The organism is Kitasatospora sp. NPDC127067, from assembly GCF_042724755.1.
GTDB lineage: Bacteria > Actinomycetota > Actinomycetes > Streptomycetales > Streptomycetaceae > Kitasatospora > Kitasatospora lactacystinica.
Genome location: NZ_JBHXEM010000010.1, coordinates 54450 through 75476 on the forward strand (window position 1 = coordinate 54450; position 21027 = coordinate 75476).

The window sequence follows — 21027 nt, forward strand, 5'->3', positions numbered from 1 at the left end:
CGTCCCGTTCGTTGAACTCAGTCCGCCAGGTCGTCCCGAACTGGCTTCGTGGAAGGACACCCCCGATGAGGGTGCTGCTGCTGGGCGCCGACGGCTTCATCGGCCGCCGGGTCACCGATCGTCTGCTGATGGACCAGGAGTTGCAGGTGACGGTGCTCGGCCGGCGCGACTCGGCCGACATCCGCTTCGACCTGACCACGGGGAGCCCGGGCGCGCTGGCCCGGTTCCTGGACGCGGTCGCGCCGCAGGTGGTGATCAACTGCGCGGGCGCCACCTACGGCAGCTCGCGCACCCTGATCCGGTCGAACACGCTGGCCGTCGCGACCGTCTGCGAGGCCATCCGGCGAAGCCGGGAGCCGGCCCGGCTGGTGCACGTCGGCTCGGCCGCCGAGTACGGGCCGGTGCCCGGCGGGGTGCCGGTGTCCGAGCAGGCCGAGCCACGGCCGGTCGGCCCGTACGGGGTGTCCAAGCTGGCCGGGACGGAGCTGGTGCTGGCCTCCGGGCTGGACGCGGCGGTGCTGCGGGTGTTCGACGTGGTGGGCCCGGGGGCGCCGACCGCCTCGCTGTTCGGGCGGCTGGCCGAGGGCCTGCGGCGGGCGCTGGAGCGGGACGAGCACCAGGTGCGGATGCCGGACCTGTCCGGATACCGGGATTTCGTGGACGTGCGGGACGTCGCGCGGGCCGTCCGGGCGGCCGCGGTGTCGGCCGCCACCGGCGTGATCAACATCGGCAGCGGGCACGCCGTGCGGGCCCGGGACGCGGCCCAGCTGCTGGTGCGGGCCTCCGGCTTCGAGGGGCAGATCGTCGAGGAGAACCGGCAGGTCCTGCTGCCCGCGCAGGCCGCCGGGGCGGGCGGCGACCACCTGCCCGGCCACCACCTGCCGGGGCACCGGCCGGAGGGGCACCGGCCGGAGGGCCGGGCGGTGCCGGGCGAGCCGGTGCCGTGGCGGCAGGCGGACGTGCGCACCGCCCGGGACCGTCTCGGATGGCGGACGCAGGTGCCGCTGGAGGAGTCGCTGGGCGACGTGTGGCTGGAGACGGCCTGCCGGGTGTGAGCGTGCCGCGCGGTGCCCCGGGCCCGTCAACCACGGGCTCGGGGCGCTTTTCCGGGGCCCCGCCGCCGGTTCCACGATCCGGTGCCGCCCGTCTCGCCCATCGGACGGGCTGTCTCGGAATAGCGAGGGGGCGTGACACTGTTGGCCTAGACAGCCACCCGAGTGGCGGAGCAGCAACCCGCAGCGCGGTTGGCCCTGGCCACCCGAACAAGACCCATCGGAGTCCCCGTGTCGTTGCCACCCCTGGTCGAGCCGGCCGCCGAGCTCACCGTTGACGAGGTCCGCCGGTACTCCCGCCACCTGATCATCCCGGACGTGGGCATGGCGGGGCAGAAGCGGCTGAAGAACGCCAAGGTGCTGTGCGTCGGCGCCGGCGGCCTCGGCTCGCCGGCCCTGCTGTACCTGGCCGCCGCCGGTGTCGGCACGCTGGGCATCGTCGAGTTCGACGTGGTCGACGAGTCGAACCTGCAGCGCCAGGTGATCCACGGTCAGTCGGACGTCGGCCGGTCCAAGGCGGAGTCGGCCCGCGACTCGGTCAAGGAGATCAACCCGTACGTCGACGTGGTGCTGCACGAGGAGCGCCTCGACAACTCCAACGTCATGGAGATCTTCTCCGGCTACGACCTGATCGTGGACGGCACCGACAACTTCGCCACCCGCTACCTGGTGAACGACGCCGCGGTGCTGCTCGGCAAGCCGTACGTGTGGGGCTCGATCTACCGCTTCGACGGCCAGGCCAGCGTGTTCTGGGCCGAGCACGGCCCCTGCTACCGCTGCCTCTACCCGGAGGCCCCGCCGGCGGGCATGGTCCCCTCCTGCGCCGAGGGCGGCGTGCTGGGCGTGCTGTGCGCGTCCATCGGCTCGATCCAGGTCAACGAGGCGATCAAGCTGCTCGCCGGCATCGGCGACCCGCTGGTCGGCCGGCTGGTGATCTACGACGCCCTGGAGATGAACTACCGCCAGGTGAAGGTCCGCAAGGACCCGAACTGCGCCGTCTGCGGCGAGAACCCGACGGTCACCGAGCTGATCGACTACGAGGCCTTCTGCGGCGTCGTGTCGGAGGAGGCGCAGGCCGCCGCCGCCGGTTCGACCATCACCTCGCAGCAGCTCAAGCAGTGGCAGGACGACAAGGAGGACATCTACCTCATCGACGTCCGCGAGCCCGGCGAGTACGAGATCGTCAACATCCCCGGCGCGGTGCTGATCCCGAAGAACGAGTTCCTGATGGGCGACGCGCTGGAGAAGCTGCCGCAGGACAGGAAGATCGTGCTGCACTGCAAGTCGGGCGTGCGCTCGGCCGAGGTGCTGGCCGTGGTGAAGGCCGCCGGCTTCGGCAACGCCGTGCACCTGGGCGGCGGCGTGCTCGGCTGGGTGAACCAGATCGAGCCGCACAAGCCGGTCTACTGACCGACGCCCCCACCGTGGAAGGGCCCGCCGTCCGGCGGGCCCTTTTCCGTGCTCCGGTGCGCGCGGGGAGGTCGGCGGCGCCCGGGGCGGCTCAGAGCGCCTTCTTGCGCTGGAGCACGTTGTAGGCGATCCAGCCCGGCAGCACCGGCAGCCAGAAGGTGAGCGCCCGGTAGAGGAAGACCGCCGGGGTGGCGATCGTGGGGGAGACGTCGGCGACGGTCAGGGCGCCGATCAGGGCGACCTCGACCGGGCCGATGCCGCCGGGGGTGGGGATCGCCGAGCCGGCCGCGTTGGCGGTCAGGAAGACCACCGCGACGGCCGAGAAGCTGACGTCGCCACCGAAGGCCTGCACCGAGAAGTCCAGGCAGGCGGTGAAGGAGAGGGTCAGCAGCAGGATGCCGCCGAAGCCGGTGACCAGCTTGCTGGGCGTCTGCATCAGGTCGAGCATCCGCGGCACCACGCCGAAGAACAGCGAGCGCAGCCGGCCCAGCACGAACCGGCGCAGCGGCGCGACGGCGGCCACCACCAGGGCGAGCACGGCGGCGCTCAGCACGCCGATGATCACCGCGCGGGAGGCGGAGAGGTCGCCGTTGGTCTGGCTGCCGGTGATCAGGCCGAAGCTGAACAGCAGCAGCAGGTGCCCGGCCAGGCCCGCCAGTTGGGAGGCGCCGACCGAGGCCACCGCCTGGCCCGAGCGGATGCCGGCCCGCTGCAGGTACCGGGTGTTGAGCGCGATGCCGCCGATCGCGGCGGGGGCGACCAGCTTGACGAAGGAGCCGGCCAGCTGGGCGGCGACGGTGCGCCGGAACGGCAGCCGCTCGGGGACGAAGCCGGTCAGGCTCATCGCGGCGGCGACGTAGCTGAAGGCGGCGGCGAGCAGGGCGGCCGCGGCCCACGCCCAGTTCATCTGGGAGAGCTTCAGCTGGGCCGGCTTGATGGTGGTCAGGGCCAGGTAGGCGGCGAAGGTCAGCGCGATCACCATGATCAGGCTCTTCGGCTTCAGCCGTTCCAGCTTGACCGGGGCCATCGGGGCCTCGGGGGCGATCTGGAGGATCTGGCCGCGGATGCGGCTCAGCAGGTCCTCGCCGGCCACCGCGATGTCCTCCTCGGCCTGCTGCTGGGTGCGCTCGCCGGCCGCGACCTGCTCCAGCGCCCTGGCCCGGGCGGCGGTCTTGCGCTCCTTGGTGAGCTTGGCGAGGTCGACCCGGGTGGAGCGGCTCATCCCGACCGGCTGGAGCAGCGGCAGCGCCTGGGCGACCCGCTCGGCGCCGAGCACCGCGTTGGCGGTGGCGACGGCGCGCTCCGGGCCGATCCGCAGCGCGAAGGTGGTGAGCAGCTGGGCGACGTCGATGCGCAGCGTCAGGTCGGTGGCGGCGATGTCGCCGCCGGAGAGGTTGACCAGGCAGCCGGTGCGCTCGTCCACCACCAGCAGCGACTCGCCGGTGAGCCGGCGGTGGGCGATCCGGCGCTCGTGCAGGGCGGCCACCGACTGCCAGACCGAGGCCATCACCGGGTCGGTGACCTCCTCGTCGGCCAGCTCGTCCAGGGTGCGGCCCTCGACGTTCTCGTACACCAGGATCGCGGCGTCCGGGCCGAGCTCGGAGGTGGCGACCAGCTGCGGCGCGCGGGCGCCCGAGGCGGCCGCCGCGTACGCGATCAGGGCCTCCTGCTCCAGCGCCTGGCGCAGCGACTGGGGGCTGCGGCGCACCGCGACCGAGCGCAGCCGCAGCCGCCGCCAGGCCCGGTAGAAGAAGCCGGAGGCCTGCTGCTCGCGGTCGATGATGTGCACGTCCAGCGGGGGCCCGCCCTGCTGGGTGACGTGGTAGCGGCGGGTGCCGCCGGGGGCGTCGGGGGCGCGCACGGCGCCGGCCGGGGTGAAGCCGACCTTGCGCAGGCCGATCATCAGGTGCTGGCCGGTGGGCCGGATGTTGGGGGAGCCGATCGCGTACAGCGTGCCGTAGGCGACGGACCAGCCGATCAGCACGGTGAGCATCAGCGACAGCGGGGTGGTGTAGCCGCCGAGCAGCTCGGTGACCCCGCTGAAGACCACCACCACCCACAGGGCGACCCGCCAGCGGGGTCTGCTCGACATGCCGACGGCGGTCATGTAGGCGATCACCGGGGCGAGGTAGCCGTGCACCGGGTCGGTGAGGGTGCCGTTGCTGTCCAGGGGCAGCCTGGTCAGCGCGTCCCGGGTGTGTTCGGAGGCGCCCTCGGCCACCCACCAGTCGATGCCGAGCGAGACGCCGTACGCCAGCACCGAGGCGAGCACGCCGTCGGCGACCCGCAGGCCGTCGCGTTTGATCAGCCGTTCGACGGCGAAGGCCAGCGGCACGGCGAGCACCGCGACGCTGGAGAGCAGGCCGGTGATGGTGGAGAACACCGCGGAGAAGTGCGGCGCGTTGGAGGCGATGTCCTGCTCGATGCCGCTGGTGGTCCCGGTGGCGATGCCGGCCAGCACGAAGACGGCGACTATCCCGAGGACGCCGGCCAGGAAGCGGATCAGGTCGGACGGGCGGTGCGCGCGGGCGGCGAGCAGCGGCTCGTCGACGTCCAGGTGCGGGGCCTCGTCCAGCGGGTCGTGGTCCGGCGGCTCGTGGTCCGGCGGCCGGCTGTCCTCGGGCGGGACGGCGGGGGCCTTCGGGAGCGCCGGCTCCGGGGCCGAGGTGGTCTCGGCCGCGGGAGGGCCGGGCTGTTCGGGGGCCTTCGCGGGTGCGGGGGTCTTGATCGTTCGGTCCTTGATCAGGGAGACTTCCGGCGTCGGGCCCGGTCCGGGCCGGCCTTCGCTCTCGTTCCCGGGCGTCGACGGCACGGCGGAGGCGGACTCGTCGGAGTCCTTGTCCACGCCCACGTCAGCCGTCCCGGTCATCTGGTCTTGTCCTCGTATCACCACTCACCGCCCCGGAAGATGGTGGCATGCCCCGGCGTCCCGTGCGGGACAGGGGGCGGATCGGGCGCGGCGGATCGTACGCACCGGGCCACGGACGCGCCCCTGTAAGGAAGAATGCCGCAGGTGACGGACGCAACACACGACGGTCTTCCGGACGCCCTGCCGCCGTTCGCCGAACTGGTGCTCGACCTGACCGAGCGGATTCCACCCGGCAGGGTGATGACCTACGGCGACGTCGCCGAATACCTCGGCCAGGGCGGCCCCCGGCAGGTCGGCCGGGTGATGGCACTGTACGGCGGCTCGGTGCCCTGGTGGCGGGTGATCCGCGCGGACGGCCGCCTGCTGCCCGGGCACGAGCAGCGCGCCCTCGCCCACTACGGCGACGAGGGAACCCCGCTGCGCGAACTCGCCGACCCGCCCCGGGTCGACCTGAAGCGGGCCCGCTGGGACGGCGCGCAGGCGTAGGCCCGGCCCGGGTCGCATTGTGCCGAAACCGCCGCGCGGACGGGAATGACGGGGCAGGATCGTAGGCTCGGTACGGGCGGGCCCGACGGGTCCGCCTCCGCCGTGCCCCACCGTTCGACCCCCAGGACCAGTTCGTGAGCTCCCCCTACCGGCTCGTGCGCAGCCCGCTCGTCCAGCCCGACCCACCCGTGCTGGACGCCTACCAGCGCGCCGTGGTCGAGCACACCGGCGGGCCGCTGCTGGTGCTGGCCGGACCGGGCACGGGAAAGACCACCACCCTGGTCGAGGCGGTCGCCCGGCGGATCGAGGACGGCACCGACCCCGAGCGGATCCTCGTCCTCACCTTCGGCCGCAAGGCCGCCACCGAACTGCGCGACCGGATGTCCGGCCGGCTCGGCGGCTCGGCCGCCGCCCCGCAGGCCACCACCTTCCACTCCTTCTGCTACGCCCTGCTGCGCGCCCACCAGGACCCGGCGGACTACGCCGAGCCGCTGCGGCTGCTCTCCGGCCCCGAGCAGGACGTCATGGTCCGCGAGCTGCTGGCCGGCGGCGCCGAGGACGCCAAGCACGGCAGCACCCGCATCGAGTGGCCGCTGGACCTGCGGGCCTGCCTGACCACCCGCGGCTTCGCCGACGAGGTCCGCGCCGTCCTCGCCCGCAGCCGCGAACTCGGCCTCGGCGAAGCCGAACTGGAACGCTTCGCGCAGGGCGTCCAGCGCCCCGACTGGGCCGCCGCCGCGCACTTCCTGGCCGACTACCTCGACGTCCTCGACCTGCGCGGCGTCCTCGACTACGCCGAACTCGTCCACCGCGCCGTGCTGCTCGCCGAGCGCCCCGAGGTCGGCGAGCAGCTGCGGCGGCGCTACGAGGTCGTCTTCGTCGACGAGTACCAGGACACCGACCCCTCCCAGGTCCGGCTGCTGCGCCAGCTGGCCGGTGGCGGCCGCGACCTCGTCGCGGTCGGCGACCCGGACCAGTCGATCTACGCCTTCCGCGGCGCCGACATCAACGGCATCCTCGACTTCCCGCAGGCCTTCCGGCGGGCCGACGGCAGCCCCGCCGAGGTCAAGGTGCTGCGGGTCTCCCGCCGCTCCGGCGCCGTGCTGCTCGCCGCCTCCCGGGAAGTCGCCCGCCGGATGCCGATGGGCCGGCTGCCCGCCGACAAGCTCGCCCAGCACCGCGCCCTGCTGCCCTCCCGCGAGGGCGGCAGGGTCGAGGTCTACACCTACCCGACCCCCGGCGCCGAGCTGGACTCGATCGCCGACCTGCTGCGCCGCGCCCACCTGGAGGACGGCGTGCCCTGGGGCGAGATGGCCGTGCTCGTCCGGGCCGGCGCCCGCTCCATCCCCGGGGTGCGGCGGGCGCTCGGCGCGGCCGGCGTCCCGCTGGAGATCGACGGCGACGACCTGCCGCTGCGCGAGGAGCCGGCCGTCGCCCAGCTGCTGCTCGCCCTGCGGGCCTGCGCCGAGCAGGCCGCCCGGGACAAGCAGGGCGACCCGGACGCCCCCGACCCGCTCACCACCGACGTGGCGCACGCCCTGCTCACCGGCCCGCTCGGCGGCCTCGACGGCTCCGACCTGCGCCGGCTCGGCCGCGCCCTGCGCGAGGAGGAACGCGCCGCGCTGCGCGCCGATGGCCGCCCCGCCGCCGTCCCGCGCCCGGCCGCCGAACTGATCCGCGAGGCCCTCGCCGAACCCGAGCGCCTCGTCGCCCTCGACCCCGCGCACGCCCGCCGCGCCCGCGACCTCGGCACCCTGCTGCGCAAGGTCCGCGAACAGCTGGCCGGCGGCTGCACCGCCGAGGAGGCGCTCTGGGAGCTGTGGGACGGCAGCCGGCGCTGGCGCGAGCGGCTGGAACGGGCCGCCCTGCGCGGCGGCGCGGCCGGCCGCAACGCCGACCGCGACCTGGACGCGCTGTGCGCCCTGTTCGAGACCGCCGCCCGGGCCGAGGAGCAGGTCACCGGCCACCGCAGCGCCCTGGACCTGCTCGCCGAACTCGAAGCCCAGGACATCGCCGCCGACACCCTCACCGTCCGGGCGGTGCGCCCCGAGGCGGTGCGCCTGATGACGGCCCACCGCTCCAAGGGCCTGGAGTGGCGCCTGGTCGTGGTGGCCGGCGTCCAGGACGGCCTCTGGCCCGACCTGCGCCGCCGCGGCTCCCTGCTGGAGGCCGACCGGATCGGCCGCGACGGCCTCGCCGAACCGCTCTCCCCGGGCGCCCTGCTCGGCGAGGAGCGCCGGCTCTTCTACGTCGCCGCGACCCGCGCCAAGGAGCGGCTGATCGTCACCGCCGTCAAGGCCCCCGCCGACGACGGCGACGAACCGTCCCGCTTCCTGCGCGAGCTCTACCGCGAGGACGTCGACCCCCGGACCGGCAAGGTGGTCCGCCGCACCCCGCCGGTCACCGTCGAGGACGTCACCCACCGCCCGCGCCGCCCGCTGTCCGTCGCCGCACTGGTCGCCGAACTGCGCGCCGTCACCGTCGACCCCGCCCGCTCGCCCGAACTGCGCCGCGCCGCCGCCGAACGGCTCGCCACCCTGGCCGCCGCCACCGACGAGGACGGGCTGCCGCTGGTGCCCGCCGCCCAGCCCGAGCGCTGGTGGGGCCTGGACGACCCCACCACCGCCCCCGAACCGCTGCGCAGCGCCGACGCGCCGGTCCGGCTGTCCGGCAGCGGGCTGGAACAGCTGGAGAGCTGCTCCCTGCAGTGGTTCCTGGACAAGGAGGTCAAGGCCCGCGGCGCGGGCTCGGCCGCCCAGGGCTTCGGCAACGTGGTGCACGCCCTCGCCGACGAGGTCGGCTCCGGCCGCACCCCCGCCGACCTCGCCGTGCTCATGGAGCGGCTGGACACCGTCTGGGACGCGCTGGCCTTCGACGCGCCCTGGAAGTCCCAGCAGGAGAAGACCGAGGCCCGCGCCGCCCTGGAGCGCTTCCTCAACTGGCACGTCCTGGAGCGCGGCCGGGACCTCGTCGCCACCGAGCACGGCTTCGACGTCACCCTCGACGTCGGCGGCGTCGCGGTGCGCATCCGCGGCTCGATGGACCGGGTGGAGAAGGACGCGGCCGGGCGCGCCTACGTGGTCGACTTCAAGACCGGCAAGCAGATACCCACCGACAAGTCGCTGCCCGAGCACAAGCAGCTCGCCGTCTACCAGCTCGCCGTCCGGGCCGGCGCCCTGAACGAGTTGCCCGGCTTCACCGGGCACCCGCCGGACACCGGCGGCGCCGAACTGGTCCACCTGCGCGAGCCCGCCGCCAAGGCCGCCTCGGACGCCCCCAAGGTGCAGCGGCAGGAGCCGCCGGAGGGCGAGCCCTGGATCGAGAACCTGCTCGCCGAGGCGGCCGGGAAGGTCCTCGCCGAGCGCTTCGTCCCGCGGACCGGCGCGGGCTGCGACCGCTGCGCCTTCCGCCGCAGCTGCTCCGCCCAGCGCGACGGCGCCCAACTCGTCGAGTAGGGGGCGGGCGGGGAACGGCCGGGCGGGGTTTGTCCGTCGCTCCGGTTACGGTTGCGGGGTGACCGCCGTGCTCAGCCATCCCGACCAGCTCAAGGAGCTGCTGGGGATCCCGTTCAACCGGGAGCAGATGGCGGCCATCGGCGCCCCCCTGGAACCGGCCGTGATCGTGGCCGGCGCCGGCTCCGGCAAGACCACGGTGATGGCCGCCCGCGTGGTCTGGCTGGTCGGCTCCGGTGCCGTACGGCCCGAGGAGGTGCTCGGCCTCACCTTCACCAACAAGGCCGCCGGCGAGCTCTCCGAGCGCGTGCGGGCCTCCCTGCGTCTCGGCGGGCAGGGGGCACCCCCGGACGAGGACTGGGGGAGGGCGGCCGACCGGGCCGCCGCCGAGCCGCTCGGCGACCCGGAGATCTCCACCTACCACGCCTTCGCCGGGCGCCTGCTCAAGGAGCACGGCCTGCGGATCGGCATCGAGCCGGACGTCCGGCTGCTCGCCGACGCCACCCGCTTCCAGCTCGCCGCCAAGGTGCTGCGCACCGCCCGCGGCCCGTTCCCCGCCCTCACCGGCACCTTCTCCAACCTGGTCGCCGACCTGGCCGCGCTGGACGGCGAACTCGCCGAGCACCTGGTCGAGCCGCAGACCCTGCGCGAGTTCGACGAGCGGCTGCTGGACACCCTCGCCACCGTCAAGCTGACCAACGACGACCTGCGGGCCGTCCCGGTCACCGCCCGGGCCCGGCTGGAGCTGCTGCGCCTCGTTGAGGACTACCGGCGCCGCAAGCGCTCCGCCGGGCTGATGGACTTCGGCGACCAGATCGCCGCCGCCGCCCGCCTGGCCCAGCAGCGCCCGGAGGTCGGGGAGCTGCTGCGCGACCAGTTCAAGGTGGTGCTGCTGGACGAGTACCAGGACACCTCGGTCGCCCAGCGGCTGATGCTCGCGGGCCTGTTCGGCGCCCCGTCCGACGGCGCCCGCACCGGCAGCGGCCACCCGGTGACCGCCGTCGGCGACCCCTGTCAGGCGATCTACGGCTGGCGCGGCGCCTCCGTGGCCAACCTCGACGAGTTCCCCCGGCACTTCCCGAAGGCCGACGGCCGCCCCGCCGCCCGCTACGCGCTCAGCGAGAACCGCCGCAGCGGCGGCCGGCTGCTCGCCTTCGCCAACGAACTCGCCGCCCCGCTGCGGGAGATGCACGAGGGCGTGGAGGCGCTGCGCCCGGCCCCCGGCGCCGAGCGGGACGGTTTCGTGCGGGCGGCGCTGCTGCCGACCCACGCCGAGGAGGTCGACTGGCTGGCCGACTCGATCGCGCACCTGGTGCGCACCGGCACCGCGCCCGGCCGGATCGCCGTGCTGTGCCGCGGCGGCGCGGCCTTCCCGGACATCCACGCCGCGCTGGTCGCCCGGGAGGTGCCGGTCGAGGTGGTGGGCCTGGGCGGGCTGCTGCAGCTGCCCGAGGTGGCCGACCTGGTGGCGGTCTGCGAGGTGCTGCAGGACCCGACCGCCAACGCGGCGCTGGTGCGCCTGCTGATCGGCCCGCGCTGGCGGATCGGCCCGCGCGACCTCGCGCTGCTCGGCCGCCGGGCCGCCGACCTGGTGCGCACCGACCGGCCGGAGGGCGTCGAGGCGCTGGCCGCGGCGGTCGCCGAGGCCGATCCGACCGAGGTGGTCTCGCTGGCCGACGCGGTGGAGACCTTCCTGGACCCCTCGGCCGGTGAGGAGGGGAAGCTGGACGAGCTGCCGTTCTCCGCCGAGGCCCGGGTGCGTTTCGCCCGGCTCGCCGTCGAGCTGCGCGAACTGCGGCGCTCGCTCGCCGACCCGCTGATGGACGTGCTGCACCGGGTGCTGTCCGTCACCGGTCTGGAGGTCGAACTCGCCGCCTCCCCGCAGGCCCTGGCCGCCCGGCGGCGGGAGACCCTGTACGCCTTCCTGGACGTCGCCGCCTCCTTCGCCGACCTCGACGGCGACCCGGGCCTGGCCGCCTTCCTGGGCTTCCTGCGCGCCGCCCAGGAGTACGACCGCGGCCTGGACAGCAGCCTGCCCGGTGGCGAGGACACCGTGAAGGTGCTCACCGCGCACAAGTCCAAGGGCCTGGAGTGGGACGTGGTGGCCGTCCCCGGTCTGGTGCGGGGCGCGTTCCCCTCGTCGAGCCCGCGCGAACGCTGGACGAGCACCAAGCGGGTGCTCCCGCACGCCCTGCGCGGCGACGCCGAAACTCTGCCCGACGTCCGCGGCGGGTGGAACGGGAAGTCGATGGCGGCGTTCAAGAAGGAGCTGGCCGACCACTCCGGCGTCGAGGAACTGCGCCTGGGCTACGTGGCGTTCACCCGGCCCAGGTCGCTGCTGCTGGCCTCCGGGCACTGGTGGGGGCCGAGCCAGAAGACCGTCCGCGGCCCGTCCGCCTTCCTGGAGCGGCTGCGCGAGCACTGCGAGCGGCCCGGCGCGGGTGAGGTCGAGCACTGGGCCGAGCAGCCGGAGAAGGGCGCCGAGAACCCGGCGCTGGCCGCCCCCGTCGAGCGCCCCTGGCCGCTGCCGCTGGACCCGGCCGCCCAGCACGCCCGCCGCCGGGTCGCCGGGGTGGTGCGCGCCCGGGTGGCGGGGGCGCCCGCCCCCGAAGCCGAGGAGACGGCCCCCGAGGACCAGCGTCAGGTCGCCTCCTGGGACCGCGATCTGACGGCGCTGCTGGGCGAGTTGGAGCGGTCCCGGCGCACCGCGCGGGACGTGCCGCTGCCCGCCGCGCTGTCCGCCACCCAGCTGCTGCGGCTGGCCGCGGACCCGGATGGCTTCGCGCACGAACTGGCCCGTCCGATGCCGCGCCCCCCGCAGCCGGCGGCCCGGCGCGGCACCCGCTTCCACGCCTGGGTGCAGTCCCGGATCGAGCCGCTGCTGCTGGTCGAGCCCGGTGCGCTGCCCGGCGCCGACGACGACGGCATCGAGGACGAGCAGGACCTGGAGCGGCTCAAGGAGGCGTTCCTGCGCACCCCGTACGCCCGGCGCAAGCCCCACCGGGTGGAGGTGCCGTTCCAGCTGGTACTGGCGGGTCGGGTGGTGCGGGGACGGATCGACGCGGTCTACCGGGAGGATGACGCGTTGTCGGAATCCGGTGGTGCGTCACGCTACGAAGTGGTGGACTGGAAAACCCATCGGGAGGAGACCGCCGACCCGTTGCAGCTCGCGGTCTACCGGCTGGCCTGGGCCGAGCACGCGGGCGTCGATCCCGAGCAGGTCACGGCGTCGTTCCTGTACGTCCGCAGTGGCCGGATCGTCCGTCCGGCAGGACTTCCCGACCGAAAAGAGTTGGAACGGCTCCTGATCGGGAACAGTGACTATTGAGTCACGCAGAGCATCCAAGTCGTCATGCCAGTGCCCGAAACCTGTGCGTCATGCACGTTTCGCGCCTATTGTGGGGTCGGTAACCGGTCAACCCCCGTACTCCGGCCGCCAGCGAGGCCCGCATTCCCTGACCCTCAGTCATCACCGCAGGTGCCCTCGGGCATCGGCGTCTTCTGCTGGAGAGACCGAAGTTGAGCGCGACCGGATGGATCAGAGAGCGGTTCACCGGGCCGACACCGGGGCCCGCTCCGCGCGCGACCGGCACCTGGCCGAGGACGGCGCTGGCGCTGCCGTTCCTCGGCATGGTGCTGATCGTCGCCCTCGACTACCTCAGCGGCACCGAGGTGACGGTCGAACCGGCCCTCACCGCCGTACCCGCGCTGGCCGCCGTGGTCAGCCGCCGAACCTGGTACCCGCTCGCCATCGGTCTGGGCACCGAGGCGGCGGCCTTCCTGATGGCCTTCCGCGGCGACACGCTCGGCGAGTCCGTGCACGCCGCCAGCGTCTTCGCGATCCTGCTCGTCGCCGCGATCGGCTGGGTCAGCGCCACCCTGAGGCTGCGCCAGGAACGGGCGCTGGCCGACGCCCAGCTGGTCGCCTCGATCGCCCGCCGGGTGCTGCTGCGGCCCGTCCCCGAGCGGGTCGGCACCGTCCGGGCGGCCGTCCACTACGAGGCCGCCGCCGCGCACGCCCGGATCGGCGGCGACCTCTACGAGGTGGTCAACACCCGGCACGGGGTGCGGGCGGTGGTCGGGGACGTGCGCGGCAAGGGCCTCGGCGCGGTGGAGACGGCCGCCGCCGTGCTCGGGGCCTTCCGCGAGGCCGCCCACCAGGAGGCCGCCCTGGACCGGGTGGCCGGCTGGCTGGCCGTCAGCCTCGACCGCGCCCTGCACGAGAACGACCACCCGGGCGTGGAGGAGGAGTTCGTCACCCTGGTGCTGATCGGCGTCGGGCCCGACGGCGCCGCGGAGATCGTCAACTGCGGTCATCCCGCCCCGCTGCTGCTGCGCGGCGGGGAGGTCCGGCCGCTCGAACTCGCCGAGACCGTACCGCCGCTGGGCGTCCTCGACCCGGTCGACGTCCGTCCGCCGGTGCACCGGCTGCTGCTCCAGGGCGACGACCGGGTGCTGCTGTTCACCGACGGGGTGATCGAGGCCCGTGACCGCGCGGGCGTCTTCTACCCGCTCGCCGAACGCTTCCCGCACTGCGCGGCCGGCCGCCCGGCCGACGTCCTGCAGCGGCTGCACGAGGACGTGGTGCGCCACGTCGGGCGCCAGCTCGGCGACGACGCGGCCATGCTGCTGCTCCAGTTCGACCCCCCGCACGCGCTCGGGCCGGGGGAGCCCCGGGCCGCCACCACCGTCCACCTCCCGCAGCAGGTCGGGGTCCTGGCGCGCCAGTAGGCGTCCGGGGCCGCCCTACAGCGACACCTCGACCAGCAGCGGGCGGTGGTCCGACACCGTCGCGCGCGGCGCCGCCGCCGGCCCGACCGCCGTGCGCGGCACACCGATCCCCAGCACGTGGTCGAACTGCACCGCGGGCCGGTGCGAGGGGTAGGTCGGCGTGCGCGCCAGGTCGTACCAGCCCTGCAGGCGGGGGCGCGGCTCGCGCACCCGGCGCCGGCGCGCCTCGGTCAGGGCCGGCCGGGCCCGCCGGGCCGCCCGCAGCTCGCGCACCCGCACCCGTGGCGCGGTGCGCTCCAGCGCCGTCGCCCCGCCGAGCACCGTGCGGGGCACGGCCCCGACCAGGTTGAAGTCACCCAGGACCAGGTACGGCTGCGGCAGGTCGGCGATCCAGCGCCGGATGCCGGCCAGCTGCGCCATGTTCCAGCCGGGGACGAAGGACAGGTGCGCCGCCACCACGGTGAACGGCCCGCGGTCGCCCTCCAGGACGGCCGCCAGCGCCGCCCGCGGCTCGTCCGGCACCGGGGTCAGTCCGCGCCGCCCGGCCACCCGCAGCGGCAGCCCGAACGGCGCCGGGGCGAACCGCCGGGCCCGCCAGTGCCGCACCGGGAGCCGCGTCAGCAGCGCCGTCCCGTACGAGGGCGGGGCGCCGTCGCCCATCTCGCCGGGCCCGTACACCCGCAGGCCGCCCGGCCCGGACGGCTCCGGCACCCAGCCCGCGACCGGCGCCGGGCGGCCGTGCAGGGCGGCGGCGAAGCGCCAGTCCTTGGCGCCCATGGCCGCGGCGGCCACTGCCGCCTGGTCGGTGCCGCCGGAGCGCGCCTGGTACCGGTCGACCTCCTGGAGCGCCAGCACGTCGGCGTCCAGCGCGGCCACCGCCTCGGCCAACGGCTCGCCGGCGTCGGACGGGTAGGGCCGCGGTGCGCCGTCCGGGGCGAGCGGCTGGCCGTGCAGGAGGTTGAAGGTGGCGATGCGCAAGTGGCTCACACCGCACGACGGTACCCGCTCCCCCGACCGGGTGGGCGCGGCTTGAGACGGTAGGGCATACCGGGTATACATACTCGGTATGTCCATCCGTCACGGTCTGCTCGCCCTGCTCGACCAGGGCCCTCGCTACGGCTACCAGCTGCGCACCGAGTTCGAGGCGCGCACCGGCGCCACCTGGCCGCTCAACGTCGGGCAGGTCTACACCACGCTGTCGCGGCTGGAGCGCGACGGGCTGGTCGAGCCCGCGGGGGAGGACGGCGAGGGCCACCAGTTCTACGCCGCCACCGACGCCGGCCGGGAAGAGCTGCGGACCTGGTTCGACACCCCGGTGCCCCGGACCAACCCCCCGCGCGACGAACTGGCGATCAAGCTCGCCATGGCGGTGACCGTCCCCGGGGTCGACGTCTCCGCCGTCGTCCAGGGCCAGCGCCGGCACAGCATCAAGGCGCTCCAGGACTACACCCGGCTCAAGGGCCGCGCCCTCGCGGGGGAGAAGCGCCCCGGCGCCACGCCCTCCGCCAGCAACGACCTGGCCTGGCTGCTCGTCCTCGACCAGCTCATCTTCCAGACCGAAGCCGAGATCCGCTGGCTCGACCACTGCGAGACCCGGCTCGCCCAGCAGGCCGAACTCCTGCAGACCCGCACCGCCGAGGCCGCCCGCGACGGCGCCGCGCCCGCCAGGCGCGGGCGCCGCCTGCGCGCCTGAGCCCCCGCGGCAACCGAACCACCATGCTCGGCCCCGACGCCGAGCGCACACCCAGTACGAGGGGGGAATCCATGTCCCACACCCAAGAGGCCCGGCAGACGCCGGTGCTCCACCTGGAGAACGTCACCCGCGTCCACGGCCACGGCGCCGCCGAGGTCCAGGCCCTGCGCGGCGTCGACCTCAAGGTCCACCCCGGCGAGTTCGTCGCCGTCATGGGCCCCTCGGGCTCCGGCAAGTCGACCCTGCTCACCCTGGCCGGCGGCCTGGACACCCCGAGCGGCGGCCGGGTCCTGGTCGAGGGCGTCGCCCTGGGCGAGCTCGACCGCAAGAAGCTCGCCCGGGTCCGCCGCCGCTCCGTCGGCTACGTCTTCCAGGACTACAACCTGATACCGGCGCTCACCGCCGCCGAGAACATCTCGCTGCCGCGCGAACTCGACGGGCTGTCCACCCGCGCCGCCCGCCGCGAGGCCCTCGCCGCCCTGGAGGAGCTCGGCATCCCCGAACTCGCCGACCGCTTCCCCGACGACATGTCCGGCGGTCAGCAGCAGCGCGTCGCCATCGCCCGCGCCCTGATCGGCGACCGCCGCCTGGTCCTCGCCGACGAACCCACCGGCGCCCTCGACTCCACCACGGGCGAGGCCGTCCTCGCCGTCCTGCGCGCCCGCTGCGACGCCGGCGCCGCCGCCATGATGGTCACCCACGAGGCCCGGCACGCCGCCTGGGCCGACCGGGTCGTCTTCCTGCGCGACGGCCGGATGGTCGACGAGTCCGTCAGCCAGGACGCCGCCAGCCTGCTCGTCAGCGCCGCCACCAACAGCCTGAAGGTGGACGAGTGAAGCTCAGCGCCTGGCGGGTGGCCCTGCGCATCGCCCGCCGCGACGCCCTGCGCGCCAAGGGCCGCAGCGCCCTCGTCATCGCCATGGTCGCCCTGCCCGTCCTCGGCGTCACCGGCGCCGACGTGGTCTTCCGCAGCGCCGAGCTCACCCCCGCCGAACACGCGACGCGGGTCATGGGCCAGGCGGTCGGCGAAGTGCACATCGTCGAACGCGGCTCCTCCGTGAAGCAGGCGCCCGACCCCGAGAAGGGGCTCACCATCCAGAGCCCCAAGGACGACGCCAAGGCCGGCGAAGCCCCCACGTACACCCCCGCGCAGCAGCGCTCCCTCGACACCGCACCCGACGAGCTGGCCCGCCAACTGCTCCCGGCCGGCGCCACCCTGGTGCCCGAGCTCACCGGTCCGTTCACCGCCGCGAGCAGCTCCGAGGGCCTGATCAGCACCCGGGTCAGCGAGGCCGACCTGACCGACCCGGTCTGGCGGGGCCGGATCGACCTCCTCCAGGGCCGGGCCCCCACCGCCGACACCGAGGCCGCCGTCACCCGGGACTTCCTCAAGCGCTCCGGGCTCAGGATCGGTGACAGGACCGCCGTCCGCGGTCTGGAGAACAGCCCCTTCACCATCACCGGCGTCTACGAGTACCCCGGCGAACTGCGGGCCACCGAGCTCACCGCCCGCCCCGGCGCCGTGCTCGACCGCCTCCCCAAGCCGTCGGGCGGCTCCGACACCTCGACCGAGGACCCCGGCGAGACCACCCGCTGGCTGGTCAAGCTCCCGGCCGGGGCCTCGATCGACTGGCAGAAGGTCAAGGAGTTCAACGAGTACGGCTTCCAGGTGACCTCGCGCGCCGTGCTGGCCGACCCGCCGGCCCGTGCCGACGTCCCGTACTTCGTCGACCAGAAGCATGACGGCAGCGGCCCCAGCTACTTCAACCGGACCGACATCGTCATCCTCGCCACCGTCGTCGGCATGGCCCTGCTGGAGATCGTCCTCCTCGCGGGCCCCGCCTTCGCCGTCGGCGCCCGGCGCTCCCGGCGGCAGCTCGGGCTGCTCGCCGCCGCCGGCGGTGAGCGCGCCAACGTCCGCGCGGTCGTGCTCGGCGGCGGCATCGTCCTCGGCATCACCGGCGCCGTGATCGGCCTGGGCCTGGGCATCGGCCTGGTCGCCCTGCTGCGCACCGCCGCCGAGGAGCGCTCCGGCCAGCGCTTCGCCCACTTCGCCCTGCCGCCGCTCGACCTGCTCGGCGTCCTCATGGTCGGGCTCGTCACCGGCCTGCTGGCCGCCGTCGTGCCCGCCGTCCAGGCCTCCCGGCAGGACGTCGTCGCCGCGCTCACCGGCCGCGACACCCTCAAGCCGCCGAGCCGCAGGCTCGCCGTCGCGGGACTGCTGACACTCGGCGGCGGCGCGGCCCTCGCCCTGGCCGGTGCCACCAGCGGCGTCGGCAACCGCAGCTTCGCCGTCCTCGGCGGCTCGGCCCTCGCCGAGCTCGGCATGGTCGCCCTCGTGCCCTACCTGGTCGGCCTGTTCGGCCGGCTCGGCCGCTGGCTCCCGCTCGGCCCCCGGCTCGCCCTGCGCGACTCGGTGCGCCACCGCGGCCGCACCGCGCCCGCGGTGGCCGCCGTGATGGCCGCCGTCGCCGGCTCCGTGGCCGTCAGCGTCTACATCGCCAGCTTCGAGGAGCAGTACCGGCTGGAGTACACCGCCTCCGGTCCGTCCGGGGCCGTCATCCTCGGCAACGGCTGGCTGTCCGACGCCAAGCTGCTGCCGCAGATGCGCGAGGCCGTCGAACGCAGCATCCCCGACCTCGGCCCGCGCGCCGACGTCCGGCGCGTCCAGCCGAAGGTCGACTGCTCCGAGGGCAGCTACTGCGGCTACGTCAGCGTCGAGCTGCCCAAGGAGGACCGCTGCCCGCTCATGGACTCGGGCGACTCCCTCTCGCTGGCCGAGAGCGAGCACGTCATGAGCACCGACAAGCGCTGCCAGACGGACCACCGCCGGGGCAACCCGTTCAGCCAGGTCACGGCCGGGGACGCCACCCTGCTGCACAACCTCTTCGGAGTCACCGACCCGGCCCCGGGCCGGGCCCTCGCCGCCGGCAAGGCCGTGGTCTTCGACGCCCGCTACCTCAAGGACGGCAAGGCGTTCCTCCGGTACAGCAGTCCGGTGATCGGCAGCGGGAACGGCCCCGCGAGCAAGCCCGTCATCACCGAGATCACCGTGGACGCCGTCCTCGCCGAGTCCGCGCTGCCCGCCTCGGCCCAGGCCGTGGTCACCCAGGACACCGCCACCCGGCTCGGCTTCTCCACCGCCCCGGCCGGCTCCGTCTGGCTGCCCGGCGCCATGCCCTCGGACACCGCCCAGCAGAAGGCCGACGGCGCGCTGGCCAAGCTCGTCGACCACGACGTGCTCAAGATCGAGCGCGGCTACGAGTCCCCGGCCGGGCTGATCCAGTTCGGTCTGAACGTCTTCGCCGGCATCGTCGCCCTCGGCGCGGCCGGCATCGCCACCGGACTGGCCGCCGCCGACTCCCAGCGCGACCTGACCACCCTCGCGGCGGTCGGCGCCGAGCCCCGCATCCGGCGCTCGCTGTCCGGCTTCCAGTGCGGGGTGATCGCCGCGATGGGCGCCCTGCTCGGCGTGGTCTGCGGCGTGGTGCCGGGAGTGGCGCTGCGCAAGGTCGAGGCCGCGGCGAGCAGCTACCCCGGGATGAGCCCCGAGGAGATCGCCAGCAAGGCGGCCCTGGTCTTCCCGTGGCCCACCATCGCCGCCACCGTGCTGCTGCTGCCGGTGCTCGCGGCCGGGCTCGCGGCGCTGATGACCCGCTCGCGGATCACCCTGCTGCGCCGCTCGGGCTGAGGCCCGCGCCGCCCCGGGGCCCGCGTCGGCCCCCGGGGCCCCGCGCCCGCTCGCCCCGCCCCGTCACCCCCGTCCGCGTCCTCGTCGCGGCGGGGGTGACGGAGGTTACAGCCCCGACGGCGCCCGGCAGCCGGACGGCCGGGGCGGGCACCCGCACGGGCGAACTACAGTCGTCGGTATGACGAGAACCCCGGACAGCGCCGTCCGCTCCTACATCGACCGGCACCAGGCCGCCTTCCTCGCCGACCTCGCCGAGTGGCTGGCCATCCCCTCGGTCTCGGCCGATCCGGACCGGGCCGGCGACGTGCGGCGCTCGGCCGAGTGGCTGGCCGCCAAGCTCGGCGAGACCGGCTTCCCGGTGACCGAGGTGTGGGAGACCGAAGGCCTGCCCGCGGTGTTCGCCGAGTGGCCCTCCGGGGACCCGTCCGCGCCGACCGTCCTGGTCTACGGGCACCACGACGTGCAGCCCGCGGCGCGGGAGGACGGCTGGGAGACCGAGCCGTTCACCCCGACCGTGGTCGACGGCCGGCTGTACGCGCGCGGCGCCGCCGACGACAAGGGCCAGGTGTTCTTCCACACCCTGGGCGTGCGCGCCCACCTGGCCGCCACCGGCCGCACCGCGCCGGCCGTCAACCTCAAGCTGCTGATCGAGGGCGAGGAGGAGTCCGGCTCGCCGAACTTCGCCGAGCTGGTCCGGCGCGAGGCCGGGCGGCTGGCCGCCGACGTGGTGGTCATCTCGGACACCGGCATGTGGTCCGCGACCACGCCGACCGTCTGCACCGGCATGCGCGGCCTGGCCGACGCCCAGATCGACCTGTACGGGCCGGACACCGACATCCACTCCGGGTCCTTCGGCGGCGCCGTCCCCAACCCGGCCCAGGTCGCGGCGGAGCTGGCCGCCGGCCTGCACGACGCCGACCGCAGGGTCGCGATCCCGGGGTTCTACGACGGCGTCGTCGAACTGACCGATACCGAGCGCGAGCTGTTCGCCGAGCTGCCCTTCGACGAGGAGCAGTGGCTGCGGGTCGCCAAGTCGTACGGCACCCGCGGCGAGGCCGGCTACTCCACCCTGGAGCGGATCTGGGCCCGCCCGACCGCCGAGGTCAACGGCATCTGGGGCGGCTACACCGGCCCCGGCGGCAAGACCATCGTCCCCGCCTCGGCACACCTCAAGCTGTCCTTCCGGCTGGTCGCCGGACAGGAGGTGGAGAAGGTCCGCGAGGCGGTGCGGGCCTGGGTGGCCGAGCGGGTGCCCGCGGGCGTCCGGTACGAACTGGTCTTCCCGGGCGCGACCCGGCCCTGCCTGACCCCGCTGGACCACCCGGCGCTCCAGTCCACCGTCCGGGCGATGGGGCGGGCCTTCGGCCAGAAGATCCTCTTCACCCGCGAGGGCGGTTCCGGCCCCGCCGCCGACCTCCAGGACGTGCTGGGCGCGCCGGTGCTGTTCCTCGGCATCTCGGTGCCCTCGGACGGCTGGCACTCGGTCAACGAGAAGGTCGAGCTGGACCTGCTGGTCAAGGGCGTGGAGACCGCCGCGTACCTCTGGGGCGACCTGGCGGAGAACTTCCGGCCGGGGGCATGACCCCGGGTTCGAGCACTATGGCAGCCAGATCACTCATCCGGATGATTCACCACGTGGGGAT

At 74.8% G+C, this 21027-nt stretch carries 12 protein-coding genes; 10 read left to right on the forward strand and 2 right to left on the reverse strand.

The window, feature by feature from the left end; genetic code table 11:
* Positions 1-65: 65 nt before the first annotated feature.
* Together ACFWJ4_RS06575 and moeZ are read left to right on the forward strand one after the other, a co-directional pair.
* Complete coding sequence (locus ACFWJ4_RS06575; protein WP_380539953.1) at positions 66-1055, forward strand: NAD-dependent epimerase/dehydratase family protein; 990 nt, start codon at positions 66-68, stop codon at positions 1053-1055.
* Positions 1056-1283: 228 nt separating this feature from the next.
* On the forward strand, positions 1284-2462 hold the full coding sequence (moeZ, locus tag ACFWJ4_RS06580) for an adenylyltransferase/sulfurtransferase MoeZ (protein WP_359903497.1): 1179 nt from the start codon (positions 1284-1286) through the stop codon (positions 2460-2462).
* Positions 2463-2553: 91 nt separating this feature from the next.
* Here the strand turns inward: moeZ and ACFWJ4_RS06585 are convergent, their stop codons facing one another.
* Positions 2554-5331, reverse strand: a complete 2778-nt coding sequence (locus tag ACFWJ4_RS06585) for a flippase-like domain-containing protein (protein ID WP_380539956.1) — start codon at positions 5329-5331, stop codon at positions 2554-2556.
* A gap of 135 nt (positions 5332-5466) precedes the next feature.
* Here ACFWJ4_RS06585 and ACFWJ4_RS06590 point away from each other — a divergent pair, with 135 nt between their 5' ends.
* From ACFWJ4_RS06590 to ACFWJ4_RS06605, 4 genes are all read left to right on the forward strand, one after another.
* A complete protein-coding gene (locus ACFWJ4_RS06590) occupies positions 5467-5817 on the forward strand; it encodes an MGMT family protein (protein ID WP_380350175.1) in 351 nt (116 codons plus the stop codon).
* A 134-nt stretch (positions 5818-5951) separates the two neighbouring features.
* Positions 5952-9272, forward strand: coding sequence for an ATP-dependent helicase (locus ACFWJ4_RS06595; protein WP_380539959.1), 3321 nt, complete (start codon positions 5952-5954; stop codon positions 9270-9272).
* A gap of 58 nt (positions 9273-9330) precedes the next feature.
* On the forward strand, positions 9331-12597 hold the full coding sequence (locus tag ACFWJ4_RS06600; protein ID WP_380539961.1) for a UvrD-helicase domain-containing protein: 3267 nt from the start codon (positions 9331-9333) through the stop codon (positions 12595-12597).
* A 191-nt stretch (positions 12598-12788) separates the two neighbouring features.
* Positions 12789-14000 carry a PP2C family protein-serine/threonine phosphatase gene (locus tag ACFWJ4_RS06605; RefSeq protein ID WP_380539964.1) on the forward strand — a complete coding sequence of 404 codons (1212 nt, stop codon included), beginning with the start codon at positions 12789-12791 and terminating at the stop codon, positions 13998-14000.
* Between the two features lie 15 nt (positions 14001-14015).
* Here the strand turns inward: ACFWJ4_RS06605 and ACFWJ4_RS06610 are convergent, their stop codons facing one another.
* Positions 14016-14987: an endonuclease/exonuclease/phosphatase family protein gene (locus ACFWJ4_RS06610; protein ID WP_380539967.1), complete on the reverse strand. Its 972-nt coding sequence runs from the start codon at positions 14985-14987 to the stop codon at positions 14016-14018.
* A 79-nt stretch (positions 14988-15066) separates the two neighbouring features.
* Here ACFWJ4_RS06610 and ACFWJ4_RS06615 point away from each other — a divergent pair, with 79 nt between their 5' ends.
* The 4 genes from ACFWJ4_RS06615 (at position 15067) to ACFWJ4_RS06630 (ending at position 20966) form a co-directional block, all read left to right on the forward strand.
* The gene (locus ACFWJ4_RS06615; protein ID WP_359903477.1) at positions 15067-15693 is read left to right on the forward strand and encodes a PadR family transcriptional regulator; all 627 of its coding nucleotides are present in this window, start codon (positions 15067-15069) and stop codon (positions 15691-15693) included.
* A 71-nt stretch (positions 15694-15764) separates the two neighbouring features.
* Positions 15765-16529, forward strand: a complete 765-nt coding sequence (locus tag ACFWJ4_RS06620) for an ABC transporter ATP-binding protein (protein ID WP_359903474.1) — start codon at positions 15765-15767, stop codon at positions 16527-16529.
* Positions 16526-19384 (forward strand): ABC transporter permease, encoded by a 2859-nt coding sequence (locus ACFWJ4_RS06625; protein WP_380539970.1) that lies wholly within the window; start codon positions 16526-16528, stop codon positions 19382-19384. Before ACFWJ4_RS06620 ends, ACFWJ4_RS06625 begins: the two co-directional genes overlap by 4 nt.
* Before the next feature lie 178 nt (positions 19385-19562).
* A complete protein-coding gene (locus ACFWJ4_RS06630) occupies positions 19563-20966 on the forward strand; it encodes a dipeptidase (RefSeq protein ID WP_380539973.1) in 1404 nt (467 codons plus the stop codon).
* The last annotated feature ends 61 nt before the right edge of the window (positions 20967-21027 follow it).

What these genes read in the sequence shown, in the direction of transcription:
- ACFWJ4_RS06615 (WP_359903477.1), top strand. Translation starts at nt 15,067, where the DNA reads ATGTCCATCCGTCACGGTCTGCTCGCCCTGCTCGACCAGGGCCCTCGC.
- ACFWJ4_RS06585 (WP_380539956.1), bottom strand. Translation starts at nt 5,331, where the DNA reads ATGACCGGGACGGCTGACGTGGGCGTGGACAAGGACTCCGACGAGTCC.
- ACFWJ4_RS06575 (WP_380539953.1), top strand. Translation starts at nt 66, where the DNA reads ATGAGGGTGCTGCTGCTGGGCGCCGACGGCTTCATCGGCCGCCGGGTC.
- ACFWJ4_RS06590 (WP_380350175.1), top strand. Translation starts at nt 5,467, where the DNA reads ATGCCGCAGGTGACGGACGCAACACACGACGGTCTTCCGGACGCCCTG.
- ACFWJ4_RS06620 (WP_359903474.1), top strand. Translation starts at nt 15,765, where the DNA reads ATGTCCCACACCCAAGAGGCCCGGCAGACGCCGGTGCTCCACCTGGAG.
- ACFWJ4_RS06630 (WP_380539973.1), top strand. Translation starts at nt 19,563, where the DNA reads ATGACGAGAACCCCGGACAGCGCCGTCCGCTCCTACATCGACCGGCAC.